13 protein-coding genes are annotated in these 20,549 nt (G+C 68.5%); 8 read left to right on the plus strand and 5 right to left on the minus strand.

The window, feature by feature from the left end; translation table 11 throughout:
* Positions 1–8: 8 nt before the first annotated feature.
* The gene (locus C1922_RS16865; protein ID WP_108750821.1) at positions 9–542 is read right to left on the minus strand and encodes a hypothetical protein; all 534 of its coding nucleotides are present in this window, start codon (positions 540–542) and stop codon (positions 9–11) included.
* A complete protein-coding gene (mrcB, locus tag C1922_RS16870) occupies positions 542–2,980 on the minus strand; it encodes a penicillin-binding protein 1B (RefSeq protein ID WP_108750822.1) in 2,439 nt (812 codons plus the stop codon). The genes C1922_RS16865 and mrcB overlap by 1 nt, the downstream gene beginning before the upstream one ends.
* Positions 2,981–3,075: 95 nt before the next feature.
* Here mrcB and C1922_RS16875 point away from each other — a divergent pair, with 95 nt between their 5' ends.
* Positions 3,076–5,175 carry a glycosyltransferase gene (locus tag C1922_RS16875; RefSeq protein ID WP_108750823.1) on the plus strand — a complete coding sequence of 700 codons (2,100 nt, stop codon included), beginning with the start codon at positions 3,076–3,078 and terminating at the stop codon, positions 5,173–5,175.
* Here C1922_RS16875 and C1922_RS16880 read toward each other — a convergent pair.
* Positions 5,172–6,737, minus strand: coding sequence for a hypothetical protein (locus C1922_RS16880; protein WP_108750824.1), 1,566 nt, complete (start codon positions 6,735–6,737; stop codon positions 5,172–5,174). The two genes, C1922_RS16875 and C1922_RS16880, sit on opposite strands and share 4 nt — an antisense overlap.
* A gap of 30 nt (positions 6,738–6,767) precedes the next feature.
* Complete coding sequence (locus C1922_RS16885) at positions 6,768–8,924, minus strand: bifunctional (p)ppGpp synthetase/guanosine-3',5'-bis(diphosphate) 3'-pyrophosphohydrolase (RefSeq protein ID WP_108750825.1); 2,157 nt, start codon at positions 8,922–8,924, stop codon at positions 6,768–6,770.
* Positions 8,925–9,056: 132 nt separating this feature from the next.
* On the opposite strand from C1922_RS16885, the gene C1922_RS16890 reads away from it, so the two are divergent.
* A complete protein-coding gene (locus tag C1922_RS16890) occupies positions 9,057–9,596 on the plus strand; it encodes a hypothetical protein (RefSeq protein ID WP_108750826.1) in 540 nt (179 codons plus the stop codon).
* Positions 9,597–9,627: 31 nt separating this feature from the next.
* On the opposite strand, the gene hrpA is transcribed toward C1922_RS16890, so the two are convergent.
* The gene (hrpA, locus tag C1922_RS16895) at positions 9,628–13,710 is read right to left on the minus strand and encodes an ATP-dependent RNA helicase HrpA (protein ID WP_108750827.1); all 4,083 of its coding nucleotides are present in this window, start codon (positions 13,708–13,710) and stop codon (positions 9,628–9,630) included.
* A gap of 86 nt (positions 13,711–13,796) precedes the next feature.
* Between hrpA and C1922_RS16900 the strand changes: the two genes are divergently transcribed.
* From C1922_RS16900 to C1922_RS16925, 6 genes are all read left to right on the plus strand, one after another.
* Positions 13,797–14,345, plus strand: a complete 549-nt coding sequence (locus tag C1922_RS16900; RefSeq protein WP_108750828.1) for a Dps family protein — start codon at positions 13,797–13,799, stop codon at positions 14,343–14,345.
* Positions 14,346–14,866: 521 nt separating this feature from the next.
* Entirely contained in the window at positions 14,867–16,672 is a 1,806-nt protein-coding gene (gene recQ, locus C1922_RS16905; protein ID WP_108750829.1) for a DNA helicase RecQ, read from the plus strand.
* A 127-nt stretch (positions 16,673–16,799) separates the two neighbouring features.
* Complete coding sequence (locus C1922_RS16910; protein WP_108750830.1) at positions 16,800–17,180, plus strand: CopL family metal-binding regulatory protein; 381 nt, start codon at positions 16,800–16,802, stop codon at positions 17,178–17,180.
* Positions 17,181–17,254: 74 nt separating this feature from the next.
* On the plus strand, positions 17,255–19,048 hold the full coding sequence (locus tag C1922_RS16915) for a copper resistance system multicopper oxidase (RefSeq protein WP_108750831.1): 1,794 nt from the start codon (positions 17,255–17,257) through the stop codon (positions 19,046–19,048).
* The gene (locus C1922_RS16920) at positions 19,045–19,965 is read left to right on the plus strand and encodes a copper resistance protein B (RefSeq protein ID WP_108750832.1); all 921 of its coding nucleotides are present in this window, start codon (positions 19,045–19,047) and stop codon (positions 19,963–19,965) included. The genes C1922_RS16915 and C1922_RS16920 overlap by 4 nt, the downstream gene beginning before the upstream one ends.
* Before the next feature lie 68 nt (positions 19,966–20,033).
* On the plus strand, positions 20,034–20,546 hold the full coding sequence (locus C1922_RS16925) for a GNAT family N-acetyltransferase (protein ID WP_108750833.1): 513 nt from the start codon (positions 20,034–20,036) through the stop codon (positions 20,544–20,546).
* Positions 20,547–20,549 lie beyond the last annotated feature (3 nt).

Genomic DNA, 20,549 nt, shown 5'->3' on the forward strand with positions numbered 1-20,549 from the left:
CTGGAAACTCAGTACCGCTTGATCCCCGGCACGGTGCACCCTTCAATCTGCGCATGCGCCGACACTGCGTTTTCCTTCTCGCCACGCGCCAGCCGTGCCTGTTCGATGGTCGCCCAGTGGCGTCGGCATAGCGGCCCGGTCTTCGACCCCAGGTCCACCGCCTTGCGCGCGAACGTCTCTGCCTCGGCCCATTGGCCCTGCAGCAACGCGATCTCGGCACGCTCCTGCAGCACCGACGGGTCGCCGGCCACGATCTGCAACGCCTGGTCCAGGCTGGCGGCCGCGCCGGCCAGATCATTGCCCTGGCGCTGTGCCAGCGCCGCCTGGCGCAGGTCTTCCACCTGCGAATCACGCAGCGGCTGTACCGACAGTTCCTTGTCGTCCGGGCCCGCGGCCGCATCCACGGCGGCCAGACGCTGTGCCGGGGTGGTGGTGTCTACCGGCTTGACCACCTGCGGCGCACTGCTCATGCAGGCCGCCAGGGCAAGGCTGAGGGTGGCCACGGCCACCGGCGCATACAGGGTTCGAAGGTTCATCGGCATCACCGGCTGGGGGAAGGGGTCGTGGTGGCCGGGGCAGCGGCCGGTTCGGCGGGCGGGTCGGGCTTGCGGTCCAGGCCGAACCAGCTGCGCCAGCCGCCACCTTCGCTTTCGCCGCCCTGCTCTTCGGGCACGCTGGCCGGCGCGCAGGGCGCGTAGGCCGGGGCATAGCCCACCACGAACGGGAAACGACGCGCGCCAGGGCAGCCCTCATCGGTGCTGTTGGTGCCGGTGGCGGCCACCGGCTGCCAGTCCAGACCCTTGTTGCTGACCTTCAGCGGGGCACTGGGCAGGCGCTGGAAGATGCCCGACCACACCCGCATGGCGCCGGTCGCACCGTACAGGCCGGCCTGCTCGTTCTTGTCGTTGCCCATCCAGATCACCGCCAGGTGGTCACCGGTGTAACCTGCATACCAGCTGTCGCGGCCATCGTTGGTGGTGCCAGTCTTGCCGGCCGGCTGCAGGCGGCCCAGGCCGTCGGCATTCAGGCGCTGCGCGGTGCCGCTGGCCACCACCTGCTGCAGGCCGATGCTGATCAGGTTGGCGGCAATCGAATCGCCTTCCTGCGCCGGCGCCGGGGTCTTGTCATAGCGCTTGAGCAGCTTGCCCTGTGGGTCCAGCACGCCACGCACAGCGTGCAGCGGCTGGATTTCGCCGCCGGAGGCCAGGAACTGGTACAGCTGGGCCATGGCGTAGGGGCTCTGGTCGGTCGAGCCCAGGATGACCGCCGGGTTGGCCTCGGCCTTCAGGCCGGCCAGCACGTGGATCAGCTGGGTCACCCGTTCCGGCCCCACCTGCATGCCCACGCGCACCGTGGCCTGGTTGTAGGAATGGGCCAGCGCATCAATCAGGCGCACCGTGCCATGGCTGCGGTTGTCAGCGTTGCCGGGGCTCCAGTTGCGGCCACGGCCCAGCTGCACGGTCACCGGTGAATCATCCACCCAGGTCGCCAGCGAATAGCGATCCGGCTGGGCCAGCGCCAGCAGATAGACGAACGGCTTCAGCAACGAACCCACCGGACGCTGTGCCTCGATGGCGCGATTGAAGCCGACCTCGGACACCTCGCGGCTGCCGATCACGGCCAGCACGTCGCCGTTGTGCACGTCGGTCAGCACCATGCCGGCCTGCAGTTCCGGGCGGCGCTTGCTTTCCAGCGATTTGATGGTGCGCGTCACTGCGCCCTCGGCATAGGCCTGGGCCGACGGTGACATGCCGGTCATCACGCTCAGCCCGGCGCCCTGCAGGGCGGCTTCGGGGTAATCGTGGCCCAGCTGGCGGCGCACCAGATCCACGTACGCCGGGAAGCGGTTGGCCGCCACCAGGCCGGGCGTCTTCGGCACGCCCAGCGGCGCCTTCAGCGCACGCTGGTACTCGGCGTCGTCGATCAGCGCCGCCTCGTGAAGTTTGCCCAGCACGAAGTTGCGGCGGTCCAGCGCGCGTTCCGGGTTGCGACGCGGGTCGTAGTACGACGGCCCCTTCACCAGACCGATCAGCAGCGCGACCTGTTCGGTTTCCAGCGATGACAGATCGCGGCCGAACCAGAACTCCGCACCCGAGGACATGCCATGGATCGCCTGGCTGCCGCGCTGGCCCAGGTAGACCTGGTTCAGGTAGGCCTCGAAGATGGTGCGCTTGTCATACCGCGCTTCCATGATGAGCGCGTACAACACTTCATTGAACTTGCGGGTGACGGTCTGTTCCTTGCCGATGCCCAGCAGGCCGCTGCGGGCCAGCTGCTGGGTGAGCGTGGAAGCACCCTGGCGGCTCTGCCCGCCGGAACGGATCGTGACCCAGACGGCGCGGGCAATGCCGGAAAGATCGATGCCGTGGTGGCGGTTGAAGTCCTTGTCCTCCACCGCCTGCAGGCCGGTCACCAGCAGGTCGGGCGCCTCGTCCATGCGCACCAGGCGCCGTTCTTCCTGCTTCTGCCCGTACAGGGTAGCGATACGCGCCGGATCCAGGCGCGCGGCCTTCAGTGCCTTGCGGCTGTCGGCGTCGCGCAGCGAGGCGATGCTGCCGCCGGACAGGGTCAACTCCACCCGGCGCGGTGCCACGCGACCATCCACATCGTTGTAGCCGCGGCTGGAAATGGTGAAGCGCCCGCCCTGCACTGCGTAGGTGGCCGGTTCCTTGCCCTGGCCGTCGTCGCGGTAGGCCGAGGCCGCCAGTTCGGTCTTCAGGGTGGCCGCGTCCATCGCCTTGCCGGGCACCACGACCAGCGGGCGTGCGTACACCCGCGTCGGAATCTGCCAGCGCAGTTCACCGAAACGCTGGGTCACCTGTTGGTTCAGGTACAGCGTGTACGGAATCAGGAAGCCCAGGCCCAGCGCGAAGGCGGCCATGCTCCAGGTGATCAGGCGGCTGCGCCAGGAGGGGCCGTCACCGGTGGGGGTGTCGTCGTCGAGATCGTCGATGTCGTCGGAATCGTAGCGTCGGGGCACGGGAATGCGACAATGTAGGGTCTGGCGAGTCTACCCCAGCCGCTGTGGCTGGCGAATTCCCGCCGATTCCCTGCTTAAGCTGGAGTTGTTACCGGATGGCGATGTCCCTGGCCGAATGGCGCTACCTGCTGAACCGCCTGACCGGCCTGGCGCAGCGCAGTCTGGCCAGTCTGCGTACCCGCGGCTGGCGGGCCACCTGGCAGCGCATCCGCGTGCACACCCAGCGTGCCGTGCCGGCGCCGCGCACGCCCCTGTACCTGCCCGCGGCGCAGGCCTTCGCGCCGTTCAGCGTTCCCAGCAGTGATGCTCCGCAGGTCAGCATCGTCATTCCCGTCTACAACCATGTGCAGCACACGCTGGCCTGCCTGCGCGCACTGGCAGCGCACCCACCGGCGGTGCCCTGCGAGATCCTGGTGGTCGATGACGGCAGCAGCGACCAGACCACGCAGTGGATGCCCCGCATCAGCGGCCTGCGCTACGAAGTGCGTGCGCAGAACGGCGGCTTCATTGAAGCCTGCAACGACGGCGTGTCCCGTGCGCGCGGCGACCATGTGGTGCTGCTGAACAACGACACCGTGCCGCAGCCCGGCTGGCTGGACGCACTGCTGGACACCTTCCACAGCGTGCCCGACGCAGGCCTGGTGGGCAGCCAGCTGCTCTACCCCGATGGCCGCCTGCAGGAATCGGGCGGGGTGATCTTCCGCGACGGCAGTGGCTGGAGCTACGGCCGTTTCGAAGCCGCAGACGATCCGCGCTACGCCAGCCTCCGCGATGTCGACTACTGCTCGGGTGCCGCGCTGATGCTGCCGCGCACCCTGTGGCAGCAGCTGGGCGGCTTCGATACCCGCTACAAGCCGGCCTACTACGAAGACACCGACCTGGCCTTCCGCGTGCGTGCGCAGGGCCTGCGCGTGCTGGTGCAACCGGCCAGCCGCGTGGTGCATGACGAAGGCACCAGCAACGGCACCGACACCGGCAGCGGGGTGAAGGCCTACCAGGTGCGCAACCAGGGCATTTTTGCCAGCAAGTGGGCCGCTGAACTGGCCACGCACCCGGCGGTGGGCGAGGTGCCCTCGCCGGCCCTGCTGCTGCGCGGTCGCCGCCAGGTGCTGATCCTGGATGAAGAAGTGCCCCGCCCCGAGCGCGATTCCGGCTCGCTGCGGCAGATGAACCTGATCCGCCTGCTGCTGCAGGGCGGCGCCCACGTGGTGTTCGTGCCGACCCGCCGCGAGCATGCCGGCGAGGCCACCGAAGCCCTGCAGCGGATGGGCGTGGAAGTCTGGTATGCGCCGTTCCTGGACGGCGTGGCCGGCTGGCTGCGTAGCCACGGCGCGCGTTTCGATGTGGTGATGCTGGTGCGCCACCACGTCGCCAACGCCTGCCTGCCGCTGGTCAAGCGCTACGCGCCGCAGGCACGCACCGTGTTCGACACAGTCGATCTGCACTACCTGCGCGAACGCCGCGGTGCCGAAGTGGCCGGCGATGCCGGCCTGCTGCGCAACGCCGAGCGCACCCGCGCCAGCGAACTGGCGGTGATGGACCAGTGTGACGTGACGGTGCTGGTCAGCGCCGCCGAGCGCGAGCAGCTGCAGGCCGATGCGCCGCAGGTGCAGGTGGAACTGATTTCCAACCTGCACGAAGTCGCGGGTGCCGGCGCGCCCTGGGCCCAGCGCCACGATCTGGTGTTCGTGGGCGGCTTCGGCCATCCGCCGAACCTGGATGCGATGGAATGGTTCATCGGTGACGTGTTTGCCGTTCTGCGCGCGCAGTTGCCGCAGGTGCAGCTGCATGTGATCGGTGCCGGCGCCCCGGACAGCCTGAAGGCGCTGGCGGCCACCCAACCGGGCGTGCAGATGCACGGCTTCGTGGAAGACATCACCCCGTACATGGACGGTGCGCGCATCGCCATCGCGCCGCTGCGCTTCGGCGCTGGGGTGAAGGGCAAGATCAACCTGAGCATGGCCCACGGCCAGCCCGTGGTCGGCACCACCTGCGCGGTGGAAGGCATGCACCTGCAGGCCGGGCGCGACGTACTGGTGGCCGACACCGCCGAAGCCTTTGCCGACGCCGTCGCGCGCCTGTACCAGGACCCGCAGCTGTGGCAGCAGTTGTCCAACGCGGGGCTGGACAATGTCGCCCGGCATTTCTCGCTGGATGCCGCGCGCGCCACCGTGCAGCGCGTGTTCTTCAGCTAGTCCGCCTGGCCACCGGCCTGGCGCAGCCGCTGTTCGAAGGCAGCCAGTTCGGGCAGGTCCGGTTGCAGCCGCCGCACCTGCTCGACTGCGTCGGCGGCGAACTGCACATCGCCGCGCCCCAGGCGCTCGCTGCCGATCGCCAGCCAGCGCTGGGCCAACCGCACCCGCGCGCCGGGCAACGCCGATGCGGTGGGCGCCAGGGTCTGCCACGCCTGCAGACAGGCGCCGGCAGCCTGCACGCGGTTCTGCCGCAGGTTGTCGTCGAAGCAGCGCTGGCTGGCCGGCAGCAGCCGTGCCGCCGCCGCTCTCACCCGTGGATCGCGCGGCGCCAGTGACTGCGCCTCGCGCAATGCATCGTAGGCACTATGCCCCGGCGGGCTGATCCACTGCTGCGCACGTTCAGCGCGTTCGATCCGGGTCAGATGCCCACGCAGCAGGCGCTCGCGCTGCGCACGCCCCTGCCCCGGCTGCTGCAGCGCCTGTTCGGCCTGGCGGGCGCGCTGCACGCGTTGCAGGTCCTGCTGCAGGGCCAGTGGCGAAGCCCCCAGCGCGGTGGCCAGGCCGCGATCATGTTCGGCGGCCTGGAACTGGAAATCTTCGGCATGGCGCTGGCTTCGCAGCAGCAGCGCCTGCAGGGTCTGCTCGCGTCCACGGATCGCCGCAGCATCATCAGCGGTCACCGCGAGCACTGCCAGGAAACCCTCGGCAGCGGCATCCAGCTGCTGCCGCTGCAGCGCACGCTGGGCCTGCCGCAGGCGTTGCTCGGTGGCTTGGGCCAGTGCCTCCTGGGTGGCTGGCAGGTCCGAATGCCCGGGATCGAAACGGCGCGCCCGCTGCACCATGTCCAACGCTGCAGCCAACGCGCCCTGCCCGGCCTGCACGCGCGCTTCCTGCAACAGATCGCTCAGCGCGTCTTCGCGCCCTTCCAGCGCTGACAGATTGTCCGGCTGCAAGGCCAGCACCCGCTGGAACAGCGGCAGGGCGCTGTTTTCGCCCTCGTCCAGGCGCCCCGCCGCGAAGGCATTGCGGGCCTGCGCCAGCAACGCGCCTACGCCGGCCCCGGCACGCCGCCGCGCCAGCAGCTGCTGCGCAACCGCATCGGTCTGTGCCTGCGGCACCTGCAGTTCGCGGGCCAACGCCAGCAGCTGCGTACACCCGTCCAGATCACCGGCCTGCAGCCGCTCACGGGCCTGCTGCAGCGCGGCCGCACCGGTCTGCGCCAGCCCCTGCCGCGCCAACGGGCGGTCGCCATCCAGCGCCAGCACGGCCTGGTAGCGCTCGCGTGCGCCGCTGCCGTCGGCCGCCGTGAGGCGCCCGGCAGCCAGCGCGCGGTCGCCCTCGGCCAGCAACTGCTCGATCTGCGAATCATCCCAGAACCAGTCGGCCAACGGCCTGCGCACCAACACCAGCAGCAGGAACACCGCCACGGCCGCCAGCAGCGCCCAGCGCCACACCCGGCGCGCATGCCGGGCCTGCAGCCACCACCAGCGCCCCTCGCGACGGACACGGTCCAGCGCCGGGTGCGCCGTGCCGTGTGCGGGGTGCGGGGGCTCGCGTTCCATGCGTGCAGGGTAGCCGGGGCAGCGTGAAGCTCAGCCCAGACGACGTGCCTCGCTCACACCCGGCAGCGCATCCAGCTTGCCCAGCAGGTTGGACAGCTGGCCATAGTCGGTCACCTTCAGGCGCAGCCGCAGATGCGCGCGGCCGCTGTTGCGCACGTTGTCGCTGTGGATATCCAGCACGTACGCATCTTCCTGCGCGATCAGGTTGGTGATGTCCTTCAGCAGCCAGCGGCGATCCACCGCATCGACCACCACGTCCACCTCGTAGCCACCGCCGGCCTGGCCCCATTCCACCGGCAGGATCCGCTGCGGACTGGTCGCGGCCAGTCGGGCCAGCGCCGCGCAGTCGGCGCGGTGCACGGTCACGCCACGGCTGCGGGTCAGGTAACCGACGATGGGTTCGCCGGCCACCGGCTGGCAGCAGCGCGCCAGCTGCACCAGCAGGTTGCCCACGCCCTGCACGGTGAACTTGGATTTACCCAGGTTTTCCCGGCGCGCGGTCGGCCGCGGCAAGGCCGGCGCCGACGCCGGCTGGCTGGCCGCACGTTCGGCTTCCAGCAATGCACGGCTGACCTGGTTGGGCCCGGTATCGCCCAGCGCCACCTGGATGTACAGATCATCCACGCTGTCGGCATGGAACTTCTTCGCCGCACCGGCCAGGTCGGCATGCTGCAGGCCCAGCCGCTTCAGTTCGCGCTCCAGCAGCTCGCGCCCGGCATGCACGTTGCGCGCCCGGTCCAGCTTGTGGAACCAGCTGCGCACCTTCTCGCGCGAACGGTTGCTGGCCAGGAAGCCCAGCGCGGGCATCAGCCAGTCGCGGCGCGGGTCGGCCTCCTTGCCGGTGAGGATCTCGACACGGTCGCCACTGCGCAGCCGGTAGGTGAGCGGCACGATGCGGCCGTTGACCTTCGCGCCACGGCAGCGGTGCCCGACCATGGTGTGCACCTGGTAGGCGAAATCCAGCGGCGTGGCGCCCTGCGGCAGGTCCAGCACTTCATCCTTCGGGCTGAGCGCATAGACCCGGTCTTCGGTCAGTTCGGCATCCAGCGCCCCGGCCAGTTCATTGCCCTGGCCGTCCTGCGCCTGCTCCAGCAGCTGGCGCATCCAGGTGATCTTGCGGTCGAAGGCCTTTTCCGCGCCCTTGCCGCCTTCCTTGTATTTCCAGTGCGCGGCCACGCCCAGTTCGGCCTGGGCGTGCATGTCGTGGGTGCGGATCTGCACTTCGATCGTGCGCCCTTCCGGACCGACCACGGCGGTATGCAGCGAACGGTAGTCGTTGGCCTTGGGCCGGGCGATGTAATCGTCGAACTCGCTGGGCACCGGTGCCCACAGCGCGTGCACCACGCCCAGCGCGGCGTAGCAGGCGGCCACGTCGTCCACCATCACCCGCACCGCGCGGATGTCGTACAACTGGTCGAAGGCCAGCCGCTTCTTCTGCATCTTCCGCCAGATGCTGTAGATGTGCTTCGGGCGGCCGCTAACTTCGGCCTGCAGACCCTGCGCCGCCAGTTCGCGCGACAGCACCTTCTTCACGTTTTCCACGTAACGCTCGCGGGCGATACGGGTCTCGTCCACCTCGCGCGCAATGCGGCGGTAGGTGTCCGCCTCCAGATGGCGGAATGCCAGGTCTTCCAGTTCCCACTTCAACTGCCAGATGCCCAGCCGGTTGGCCAGCGGCGCATGGATGTCGCGGGTCAGCTGGGCCAGCGCACGGCGCTGCGGTTCGTCCAGCTTGTCGGCCGCGCGCATGCGCGCCAACTGCCGGGCCAGCAGGATCGGCACCACCCGCAGGTCGCGGATGATGGCCAGCAGCAGACGGCGCAGGCCTTCGCTGTTGCGGCCCGCTTCGCGGCCGGCGTGAAGCGCCCAGACCGGATCGGCCGCGTCCTGGCCGTCCAGCAGCCCGGCCACGGCCGTGGCATGGTTGCCCAGCGGCAATGCGTCCAGATGCTCGCGCAGTGCCGGCAGATCGAACAACAGCGCGGCCAGCACCACGCTCTCATCCGAAGTGAGCATCGCCAGCGCATCCAGGGTGTCACCCAGCACCGACCAGTTGGCGCGCATGGACGGCTCTGCGTCCGTGCCCGGCCATCGCTCGCGCAGGGCCTGGCGCAGCGGGGCCGGCAGCACCGCTGCCGAAGGTCGGTTCAACAAGGCATCCAGGCCGGGGACGGAAGCGCGGTTCACAGCATCGAACGTTGGACAAAGAGGCCCCTACACTAGCGCCGGCGCCGTTCAGGAACAATCGTCATGCTTCGCACGACCGGGCATGAACACATGCCGTTACACTCGCGGTCATCCAAAACGAGAGTCCCGCCCATGGTTTCCCGCCCTCTTCCCCGTGCACGGCTGCGCCTGTGGGCCAGCGCCGCGTTGCTGCTGTCCCTGTCCCCCGCTGCGCTGGCCCAGCGCGTGGTGGAAGGCGACCTGCAGCAGCAGATGAGCCCAGCCGAGTTCCAGGCCGCCGGCCTGGACAAGCTGTCCGCCACCGAACTGGCGTCGCTGAACCGCTGGCTGCAGGGCAAGGTGGAAGCGGCCACCACCCAGGCCGTAGCCGCCGTGCGCGAAGAGGCCCGCGAGGAAGGCCGCCAGGAAGTGATCGTGAAGAACCGCGGGTTCTTCGATTTCGGCAGCAAGGAGCCGATCAATGCGACCCTGCAGGGCGAGTTCCGTGGCTTCGGCAAGGGCCGTGTCTACGCGCTGGACAACGGCCAGCAGTGGGAACAGATCGACGCCAGCAGCGTGAGCGGCGTACGCAAGCAGAACCCGAACGTCAGCATCAGCCCCGGCATGATGGGCGTCTGGTACATGAAGGTCGAAGGCGTGAACACCCAGCCCAAGGTGCGCCGTACCAAGTAATGGCAGCGCCGGGCCTGGCCCGGCGCGCGGATTACAGCTGGCGCAATGCGGTTACCCGCTGCGCCAGCTTCTTGGCTGAAATGCCGGTGCGTGCGCCCAGCTCCTGGGCGAACAGGGAAACACGCAGTTCTTCCAGATCCCAGCGCAGGGCCTGCCATTGCGGGCGCTCGCGCAGTCCCTGCTCCTCGCCGGTGCGCAACGCATCCAGGAACGGATGCAGTTCCAGCATGCGTGCCTGGTCGCGCGGCGGATCGCGCTTTGCGCGTTCGGTGCGCAGGATCATCGCCTTCAGGTAACGCGGGTACTGGGCCAACGCATCGGCCGGCGTATCGCGCAGGAAACCGGGGTGTATCAGGCCCACCAGCTGCGCTTCCATGTCATCCAGGTTGCCGCGCGCCCAGCCCATCAGCGGCGCTTCCAGCAGCGGCTTCAGTTCGCCCACCAGGCTCAGGATGGTCTCGGCCAGTTTCAGCCGCTGCATCGCTTCGCCGAACAGCGCCTTTGCCACCTGCTCGCGTCGCTGCTCGAACGCGCCGGCATCGCGGATGTCGCCCAGACCATCGGCCAGCACCGCGTTCATCGCCGCATCCACCAGATCGCCACGCAGGCGTTCCTGCGATTCAATGGCGGCGTACAGCAGGCCGGTCTTGGCGCCCACCGGCAACTGCTTGCGGGCCTGCTTCACCTTGTCCGACAGGGCGATTTCCAGCAATCGGCGCACGCCCAGCGGATGCGCTTCCTCGGCCTGCTGGCGGTCGGCGAAGATCCGCAGCGCCACGCTGTCCCCTTCATCCAGCAGCGCCGGGTAGGCCGGCACGCCGGCTTCACCGGGCACCTGCAACGGGATCGGTGTGGACGGGAAGCTGCGCAGGCCCTCGGCCGCCATCTCGCGCCCGGCGCGTGCAGCGAACGCATCGCCGGCACGGCCGCCGAATTTCGCCCGCAGCGCCTCCAGGTCGCGCGAACTGGCCAGTACCTTGCCCTGCTCATCGCGCAACCGCAGGTTCATGTGCAGGTGCGGCTCGATCGAGGCGGGCTCGAAATCGGTGGCCGCCACCTGCGCGCCGGTGGCACGCGACAGGAAGCGCGCCAGCTCACCGGTGATCGCATCGGCGCTGGGCTGCGGGAAGGCCTCGAAGAATGCCCGGGCGAAATCCGGTGCGGGCACGTAGTTGCGGCGCATCGCCTTGGGCAGGCTGCGGATCAGCGCGGCGGCCTTGTCGGCCACGAAGCCCGGCGCAAGCCAGCCCAGCTGCACCGGGTCCAGCGCGTTCAACAGATGCAGCGGCACATCCAGGGTCACGCCGTCATCGTCGGCACCCGGCTCGAAGCGGTAGTGCAGCGGCAGCCGCGCCTGGCCCAGCGCCAGATACTTGGGGTAGCGCTCCTGCTCGCTGCCTTCGCCGGGCAGCAGGTCGACCAGCGACCAGTGCAGGCCCTTGCGCTGTTCCGGCGGCAGGGTCTTCCACCACGCATCCAGGCCCGATGCCGAATGGATCTGCGGCGGTACGCGGTCCAGGTACCAGCGCGCCTGCCAGTCCTCGTCGGCCACGATACCGGCGCGGCGCAGCTTGGCCTCTTCCTCGCGCGCCTGCTCCAGCACCTTGTGGTTGTCGGCCACGAAACTGGCGCGGGTGTTGATTTCGCCGGTCACCAGCGCCTGGCGCACGAAGATGTCATGCGCCTCGCCCGGTTCGATGCGGCCGTAGTGCACCGGTTTCTTCGGGGCCAGCACCAGGCCGAACAGGCTGATCTGTTCCGAGGCCAGTACCTGGCCCTGCGCGCGCGACCAGTGCGGGTCGAAGTGCTTGCGCAGCAGCAGGTGCGGCAGTTCGGCAATCACCCAGTCCGGCTCGATGGCCGCCAGGGTCATGCCCCAGACCTTCTGCGTGTCCAGCAGGTTGGCCGCCAGCAGCCACGGCGGCGGGCGCTTGGACAGCGCCGAACCCGGGAACGGCAGGAAGCGGCGCTGGCGCGGCGCCTGGAAATCGCCCTTGTCAGTGCGGTGGCCCAACTGCGTGGGCAGGCCGGCGATCAACGCACGGTGCAGGGTCTGGTAGGCACTGGCGCGCACACGCTCGCTGAAGCCACCACCGGCAGGCACCTCGTCCTTCTGCGCACGCGCCGCCACCGCGGCCGGTGCGGCTTCGGTCTTGCCTTCGCGGGCCAGGCGCGCGGCGCGGTGCAGCTGGCCACGGGTGGCCTTCACTGCGGCCGCGTCGTCACGCGCGGGGGCCGGCGCACTGCTGCCGGCCAGCAGCGGTGCCATTGCGGCATCGCTGGCTTCTTCCTTCCAGCCCAGTTCTTCGCACAGCAAGCGCAGCTGGCGGTGCAGCTCGCGCCATTCGCGCATGCGCAGGAAGCCGAGGAAATGGCGGCCGCACCAGTCGCGCAGTTTCGATTGGGTCAGGTCTTCGTGGGCCGTGCGATAGCCATCCCACAGGCGCAGCACGCCCACGAATTCAGAGCGCCCATCGGCGAACTGCGCATGCGCGCTGTCAGCCGCACCGCGCGCTTCGGGCGGGCGTTCGCGCGGGTCCTGGATGCCCAGGAACGAGGCGATCACCAGCATCGGCCGCAGGCAACCTGCCGCCTGCGCGGCCACCAGCATGCGCGCCAGCTTCACGTCCACCGGCAGGCGTGCCATCTGCTTGCCGATGGTGGTCATGCGCCGCTCGGCATCGATCGCGCCCAGTTCGGTCAGCTGCTGCCAGCCATCGGCCACGGCGCGCTCGTCTGGCGCTTCCAGGAACGGGAAGTCCTCGATGCGGCCCAGGCCCAACTGCAGCATGCGCAGGATCACCCCGGCCAGGCTGGAGCGGCGGATTTCCGGATCGGTGAACTCCGGCCGCGCCTGGAAATCGGCTTCGGCGTACAAGCGGTAACAGATGCCTTCGGCAATACGTCCGCAGCGGCCCTTGCGCTGGTTGGCGCTGGCCTGCGAGATCGGCTCGATATGCAGGCGGTCCAGCTTGTTGCGCGGGCTGTAGCGCTTGACGCGGGCGAAGCCCGGATCGACCACGTAACGGATGCGCGGCACCGTCAGCGAGGTTTCCGCCACATTGGTGGCCAGCACGATGCGCCGGTTCGGGCCCGGGTTGAACACCCGGTCCTGGTCCTGGTTGGACAGCCGCGCGTACAGCGGCAGCACCTCGGTATTGCGGTACTTGCGCCGCTCCAGCGACTGGTGCGCATCGCGGATCTCGCGCTCGCCGGGCAGGAAGATCAGCACGTCGCCGCGCGCATCCAGGCGGGTGATCTCGTCGATGGCCGACACGATGGCGTCGTTCACCGTGCGCTCGCCTTCCTGTTCGCCCTCGCCTTCCAGCGCGCGGTAGCGCACTTCCACCGGGAAGGTGCGCCCTTCCACGCTGATCACCGGCGCATTGTCGAAATGCTGGGCGAAGCGCTCGGTGTCGATGGTGGCCGAGGTGACGATCAGCTTCAGGTCCGGGCGCTTGCGCAGCAGCTGCTTCAGGTAGCCCAGCAGGAAGTCGATGTTGAGGCTGCGTTCGTGCGCCTCGTCCACGATGATCGTGTCGTAGTTAGACAGCCAGCGGTCGCTGGCGATCTCCGCCAGCAGAATGCCGTCAGTCATGAACTTGATGCGGCTGTCGTCGCTGACCTTGTCGTTGAAGCGCACCTGGTAGCCGACCAGCTGGCCCAGTTCGCTGTGCAGTTCCTGCGCCACGCGGCTGGCCACCGCACGTGCGGCAATCCGGCGCGGCTGGGTGCAGCCGATCATGCCGGCCTGGCCACGGCCCGCAGCCAGGCACAGCTTCGGCAGCTGGGTGGTCTTGCCCGAACCGGTTTCGCCGGCGATCACCACCACCTGATGGTCGCGGATCAGGCCGATGATCGCCTCGGCTTCACGCGCAATCGGCAGCTGCGGGTCCAGAGTAATGGATGGCTGCTGCTGCGCCCGCTGCTGGCGGCGCTGCACCGATGCCTGCAGGACCTGCTCGAACGTGGCGGCCAGGGCCGCATCTTCGGGCTTGGCCTGGCAACGCGACAGCATGCCCAGCAGACGGCCCCGGTCGCGGCTCATGGCGCCATCGATGGCGGCGCGCTGTTGGCGCAGGCGGGGCGGCATATTTTTATTGATAGCGTTCATCAATCGGTTCGTTCAAAACTTTGAAAGCGACCAGTCATCACGACTGATTTACTGTGAAGGCCAACGATTCCACAAGGAGGAACCCCATGGCGAAGACCAAGAGCACGACCAAGCCCAGGACCGGCAAGCAGAAGCTTGCGGCGGCGGCGCCGTCGGCACCCAACATCGATATCGGGATCACCCAGGGCAACCGCAAGAAGATCGCCGACGGTCTGTCGCGGTTCCAGGCCGATGCGTTCACGCTCTACCTGAAGACCCACAACTTCCACTGGAACGTGACCGGGTCGATGTTCAATTCGCTGCACACCATGTTCGAGACCCAGTACACCGAGCAATGGGCGGCCCTGGACGATGTGGCCGAGCGCATCCGCGCCCTGGGGTTCAATGCCCCGGGCTCCTACCGGGAATTCGCTGCGCTGACCTCGATTGCCGAGGAGCCGGGCCTGACCGACAGCGCGGACTGGCGGGAAATGGTACGCCAGTTGGTGGTCGCCAACGAAGCGGTGTGCCGTACGGCGCGTGAAGTGCTGGACGTGGCCGACGATGCCGACGACGCCCCGACCGAGGATCTGATGACCCAGCGCCTGCAGACCCACGAGAAGTACGCCTGGATGCTGCGTTCCCTGCTCCAGTAAGGGTTTGGGGGTTTTTCGGCAGGGCTTGCAGCCCTGCACCTGCCGAATCAACGTCAAGGTCAACATCAAAGGCGGGGTTGCTGAGGCTTGGCGGGGTGGGTCCGGTTGAGGGGTACGCCGTAAACCCATCCATGGCGCGGATACCCCCTCAACCGGACCCACCCCGCCTTCGACAGTTTCCCGCGATCTGCCGGAACGGCACCCTGGTCCGGTAGGTGTCGACCTTGGTCGACACGGATGAGTTCATTCGATATCTGACAGATGTGTCGACCAAGGTCGACACCTACCCACAGCCGCGTGAACCTGTCGAAGGCGGGGCGGTGTCGGATTGCGGGGTGTCCGCGGCATGGATGCCGCGGCCAAGCCTACATGGACGTACTTGCGGCGTCCCCGCAATCCGACACCGCCCCGCCAACCCACGGATAGCCCGCTTTTGACGTTGACGTTGACGTTGCTCCAAGCAGGTGCAGGGCGCAGCCCTGCCGAACCTCTCCCCACCCCCGCCGGGGTAAACTAGGCGGATGGCTTCCCGTCCCGCGCACGATCTGCTCCAACGCGTCTTTGGTTACGACGATTTCCGTGGTCCCCAGCAGGACATCGTGGAGCACGTGGCTGCCGGACATGACGCACTCGTCCTGATGCCCACCGGCGGCGGCAAGTCGCTCTGCTACCAGGTGCCGGCCCTGCTGCGTGACGGTTGCGGCATCGTCATCTCCCCGCTCATCGCCCTCATGCAGGACCAGGTCGAAGCCCTGCGCCAGCTCGGCGTGCGCGCCGAATACCTGAATTCGACCCTGGATGGCGAAACCGCCTCCCGGGTGGAACGCGAACTGCTGGCCGGCGAACTGGACATGCTCTATGTCGCCCCCGAGCGCCTGCTGACCGGCCGCTTCCTGTCGCTGCTATCGCGCAGCCACATCGCCCTCTTCGCCATCGACGAAGCGCACTGCGTGTCGCAGTGGGGCCACGATTTCCGCCCCGAATACCGCCAGTTGACCGTGCTGCACGAGCGCTGGCCGGACATTCCGCGCATCGCCCTGACCGCCACCGCCGATCCACCCACCCAGCGCGAGATCGCCGAGCGCCTGGACCTGGCCCAGGCCCGCCACTTCGTCAGCTCCTTCGACCGCCCCAACATCCGCTACACCGTGGTGCAGAAGGACAATGCCCGCAAGCAGCTGACCGACTTCCTGCGCGGCCACCGCAGCGAGGCCGGCATCGTCTACTGCATGTCGCGGCGCAAGGTGGAAGAAACCGCCGAGTTCCTCTGCAGCCAGGGCTTCAATGCCCTGCCCTACCACGCCGGCCTGCCGCCGGAAGTGCGCGCCAACAACCAGCGCCGCTTCCTGCGCGAAGACGGCATCGTCATGTGCGCCACCATCGCCTTCGGCATGGGCATCGACAAGCCGGATGTGCGCTTCGTGGCGCATACCGACCTGCCCAAATCGATGGAAGGCTACTACCAGGAAACCGGCCGCGCCGGCCGCGATGGCGAGGCTGCCGAGGCCTGGCTGTGCTACGGCCTGGGCGATGTGGTGCTGCTGAAGCAGATGATCGAGCAGTCCGAAGCCAGCGAAGAACGCAAGCAGCTGGAACGGTCCAAGCTGGACCATCTGCTGGGCTACTGCGAATCCATGCAGTGCCGCCGCCAGGTGCTGCTGGCCGGTTTCGGCGAAACCTATCCGCAGCCCTGCGGCAACTGTGACAACTGCCTGACCCCGCCGGCCGCCTGGGACGCCACCATTGCCGCGCAGAAGGCCCTGAGCTGCGTGTACCGCAGCGGCCAGCGCTTCGGCGTGGGCCACCTGATCGATATCCTGCGCGGCAGCGAGAACGAGAAGATCAAGCAGCAGGGCCACGACAAACTGAGCACCTACGCCATCGGCCGCGACCTGGATGCGCGCACTTGGCGCAGCGTGTTCCGGCAACTGGTGGCGGCCAGCCTGCTGGAAGTAGACAGCGAGGGCCATGGCGGCCTGCGCCTGACCGACGCCAGCCGCGCCGTGCTGACCGGGCGCCGCCAGATCAGCATGCGCCGCGACGCCGCCAGCGCCACCGCAGGCCGCGAACGCAGCGCGCAGCGCACCGGCCTGTCGGTGCTGCCGCAGGACCTGGCCCTGTTCAACGCCCTGCGCGGCCTGCGTGCCGAACTGGCGCGCGAACAGAACGTGCCGGCGTTCGTGATCTTCCACGACAGCACCCTGCGCAACATTGCCGAACAGCGCCCGACCTCGCTGGATGAACTGGCCCGGGTGGGCGGCATCGGCGGCACCAAGCTCAGCCGCTATGGCCCGCGCCTGGTGGAGATCGTGCGCGAGGAAGGCTAGGCGTTCTGCGTTGGCGCGCATCGCGCTCGCCGGGCGTGGCCCGGCGCTACCCTCGCCCTACTCCAACCTTGAACACGCCATTCAGCAAGAAGTGCATCGCGCCCCGCTTGCCGCTAGATTGATGCCCATGTCCGTCGCCTCCACCCTGCTGCGTGTCGTGCTCATGCTCAGCCTGTTGCTCAACGGGGTGAACGCGGCCATGGCCAGTGGGCACGCGCAGATGGGCCCGAGGGCGCATGAAAACGCCAGCGCGGCGGCAGATGAACCGGACTGCCACCACCATGCGGGCATGCAGGCCGAACCGGCCCCGGAAGCCCAGGCCCCTGCCCACGACAGCCACTGCCAGATGAAGGACTGCGTGCGCAGCTGTGCCCAGCAGCCCCTGTTGGCCGTGCAGCCGCTGGCCCTGCCGGTCGGCCCGGCCTGGTCGCTGGCGCCGCCGCCGGTGCACGCCAGCGGGCGGCCCGCGCCGCCCCTGCCGCCCATCTCACGCCCTCCCATCGGCTGATTCCGCGCGCCTGCGGGCGCATCGCGCTTCGCTGCCGGCCCTGTGCCGGTCGTACCCGTGTTCCGGAGTCACCCATGAATACCCGTATTCCCCCCGGCCCGGGCGCCCTGCCCATGCCGTCGCGCCGCCTGTTCGTACAGGGCCTGGCCGCCGGCGGCGTGGTCGCCGGCGCCACCGCCATCGGCGTGCCGCAGCGCGCGCTCGCCGCGGCCAGCGCCGCCCCGCGCCTGGCCGGCGCACCGGCCGTGCTCACCGATACCCGCGTCGAGCTGGCCATCGGCGAGTCGCTGACCAACTTCACCGGCCGCACCCGCCCGGCGATCACCGTGAACGGCTCGCTGCCGGCGCCGATCCTGCGCTGGCGCGAAGGCGAGACTGTGGATCTGTTCGTGCGCAATACGCTGGACCGCCACCCCACCTCCATCCACTGGCACGGCATCCTGCTGCCGGCCAACATGGACGGCGTGCCCGGGCTCAGCTTCAACGGCATCGGCCCCGGCGAGACCTACCACTACCACTTCCAGCTGAAGCAGTCGGGCACCTACTGGTATCACAGCCATTCGATGTTCCAGGAACAGGCCGGCCTGTACGGCGCGCTGATCATCGACCCGGCCGAACCGGCGCCCTACCAGCACGACCGCGAGCACGTGATCCTGCTGTCGGACTGGACGGACATGGACCCGGGCGCGCTGTTCCGGCGCATGAAGAAGCTGGCCGAGCATGACAACTACTACAAGCGCACCCTGCCCGACTTCGTGCGCGACGTGCACCGCGACGGCTGGTCGGCGGCGCTGTCCGACCGCGGCATGTGGGGCCGCATGCGGATGACGCCCACCGACATCTCAGACGTCAACGCCCACACCTACACCTACCTGATGAACGGCACGGCCCCCGCGGGCAACTGGACCGGACTGTTCCGCAGTGGCGAAAAGGTGCTGCTGCGCTTCATCAACGGTGCGTCCATGACCTACTTCGACGTGCGCATTCCCGGCCTGAAGATGACCGTGGTGGCCGCCGACGGCCAGTACATCCACCCGGTCAGCATCGATGAATTCCGCATTGCCCCGGCCGAGACCTACGACGTGCTGGTGGAACCTACCGGCCAGGATGCCTTCACCATCTTCTGCCAGGACATGGGCCGCACCGGCTTCGCCGCCGGCACCCTGGCCGTGCGTCATGGCCTGCAGGCGCCGATTCCGCAGCGCGACCCGCGGCCACTGCTGACGATGAGCGACATGGGTCATGACATGTCGGGGCACGACATGGCAGCCATGAAAGGCATGGAGGGTGGCTGTGGCGCCCACATGGACCACAGCGCGCATGGCAATGCTGCCGCCAGCAAGGCGCCGAAGCATTCGCCCAGCGAACTGGCCAGCCCGCTGGTGGACATGCGCAGCGGCGCCACCGAACCCAAGCTGGATGACCCCGGCATCGGCCTGCGCGACAACGGCCGCCAGGTGCTGACCTACGCCGCCATGCACAGCCTGTTCGACGACCCGGATGGCCGCGAGCCCGGCCGCGAGATCGAGCTGCACCTGACCGGGCACATGGAGAAATTCGCCTGGTCGTTCGACGGCGTTCCCTTCGCCAGTGCCGAACCGCTGCGGCTGAACTACGGCGAGCGCATGCGCATCGTGCTGGTGAACGACACCATGATGCAGCACCCGATCCACCTGCACGGTGTGTGGAGCGATGTGGAAAACGCCGCCGGTGAGTTCCAGGTGCGCAAGCACACCGTGGACATGCCGCCGGGCACCCGCCGCAGCTACCGCGTCCGTGCCGATGCACTGGGCCGTTGGGCCTACCACTGCCATCTGCTGTACCACATGGAAGCGGGCATGATGCGCGAAGTGAGGATCGAAGAATGAGCCGCCTCGTCCCCCGCAGTCTGTTGGCCGTAGCCTTGGCCACTGCCCTGCCCGCCTTCGCGCAGTCGCATGCCGGCCATGACATGGCCATGCCCGCAATGGCAGCGGTCGATCATTCGAAGATGGACCATTCGAAAATGGACCATTCAACGATGGACCACTCGCAGATGGACCACGCCGCGATGGGCCACGCGATGCCCGCGCCGAGTGAACCGCGCGAACCGATCCCGGTACCCACCGACGCCGACCGCGCCGCCGCCTTCCCGCCCATCAATCACGATGCGATGGAACATGCGCCTCAGATCAACAGTCTGCTGCTGATCGACCGTCTGGAACACTGGGATGGCCAGGACGGCAAAGGCCAGGCGTGGGAAGCCAGTGGCTGGATCGGCGGCGACATCAATCGCCTGTGGCTGCGCAGCGATGGTGAACGCAGTGGCGGTCGCACCGAATCCTCGTCGCTGGAAGCGCTCTACGGCCGCAGCGTCTCGCCGTGGTGGGACGTGCTGGTCGGCGTCCGCCAGGATTTCCGCCCCGCCGATTCGCGCACCTGGGCAGCCATCGGCATCCAGGGCCTGGCACCGTACAAGTTCGAAAGCTCGGCCACGCTCTACCTGGGCTCCGGCGGGCAGGCGCTGGCCAAGGCCGAAGTGGAATACGAGGTGCTGCTGACCAACCGGCTGATCCTGCAGCCGGTGGTGGAAGCCACGCTGGCGGCCAAGGACGAACCGGAATACGGCATCGGCCGCGGCCTGAACAAGGTCGAGACCGGCCTGCGCCTGCGCTACGAGTTCAGCCGCCGCTTCGCGCCGTACATCGGCATCAGCCACGAGCGCAGTTTCGGCGATGCGGCCGACGCTGCCGGTGATCACGCGCGCGATACGCGCTGGGTGGCCGGTGTGCGCATGTGGTTCTGAAGCACGACAGGGCCCCGGCAATCGCCGGGGCCCGCTACACTGCGCCGCGTTCCATCCCATACACCGTCATGTCCCTGCAGATCCGCCGCGCCACCCTGGCCGATGCCGAAGCACTTTCGGCCATTGCCATTGCCACGTACACCGAAACCTGGGGCGACTCGTACCCGCCGCAGGAACTGGACGTCTTCCTGCAGGAGCACTACGGCATCGTGGCGCAGCGCGAGGAACTGTCCGACGAGCGCAGCGCGGTCTGGCTGCTGCTGGATGGCGTGGAAGTGGTTGGTTACCTGGCCGCCGGCGCCAACACCCTGCCGCACGCCGAAGCGCGCGACGGCGATATCGAACTCAAGCGCCTGTACATCCTGGCCGCGCACCACAACCACGGGCACGGCGCGCGGCTGATGGACGCGTTTATCGCCTGGCTGGACCAGCCAGAGCGCCGCACCCTGTGGGTGGGCGTGTGGGAGGAGAACTTCGCCGCGCAGCGCTTCTACGCGCGTTATGGCTGCGAAAAGGCCGGCGAGTACGATTTCATCGTGGGCAGCACACGCGACCGCGAGTTCATCCTGCGCCGGCCGTGAATT

This window comes from Stenotrophomonas sp. ZAC14D2_NAIMI4_7 (assembly GCF_003086675.1).
Lineage (GTDB): Bacteria > Pseudomonadota > Gammaproteobacteria > Xanthomonadales > Xanthomonadaceae > Stenotrophomonas.

Excerpts from the sequence above, each read along its gene's own strand:
- C1922_RS16925 (WP_108750833.1), top strand. The coding sequence starts at position 20,034 with ATGTCCCTGCAGATCCGCCGCGCCACCCTGGCCGATGCCGAAGCACTT.
- C1922_RS16900 (WP_108750828.1), top strand. The coding sequence starts at position 13,797 with ATGGCGAAGACCAAGAGCACGACCAAGCCCAGGACCGGCAAGCAGAAG.
- C1922_RS16865 (WP_108750821.1), bottom strand. The coding sequence starts at position 542 with ATGCCGATGAACCTTCGAACCCTGTATGCGCCGGTGGCCGTGGCCACC.
- C1922_RS16915 (WP_108750831.1), top strand. The coding sequence starts at position 17,255 with ATGAATACCCGTATTCCCCCCGGCCCGGGCGCCCTGCCCATGCCGTCG.
- C1922_RS16890 (WP_108750826.1), top strand. The coding sequence starts at position 9,057 with ATGGTTTCCCGCCCTCTTCCCCGTGCACGGCTGCGCCTGTGGGCCAGC.
- C1922_RS16910 (WP_108750830.1), top strand. The coding sequence starts at position 16,800 with ATGTCCGTCGCCTCCACCCTGCTGCGTGTCGTGCTCATGCTCAGCCTG.
- C1922_RS16880 (WP_108750824.1), bottom strand. The coding sequence starts at position 6,737 with ATGGAACGCGAGCCCCCGCACCCCGCACACGGCACGGCGCACCCGGCG.
- hrpA (WP_108750827.1), bottom strand. The coding sequence starts at position 13,710 with ATGAACGCTATCAATAAAAATATGCCGCCCCGCCTGCGCCAACAGCGC.
- C1922_RS16920 (WP_108750832.1), top strand. The coding sequence starts at position 19,045 with ATGAGCCGCCTCGTCCCCCGCAGTCTGTTGGCCGTAGCCTTGGCCACT.
- recQ (WP_108750829.1), top strand. The coding sequence starts at position 14,867 with ATGGCTTCCCGTCCCGCGCACGATCTGCTCCAACGCGTCTTTGGTTAC.
- C1922_RS16875 (WP_108750823.1), top strand. The coding sequence starts at position 3,076 with ATGGCGATGTCCCTGGCCGAATGGCGCTACCTGCTGAACCGCCTGACC.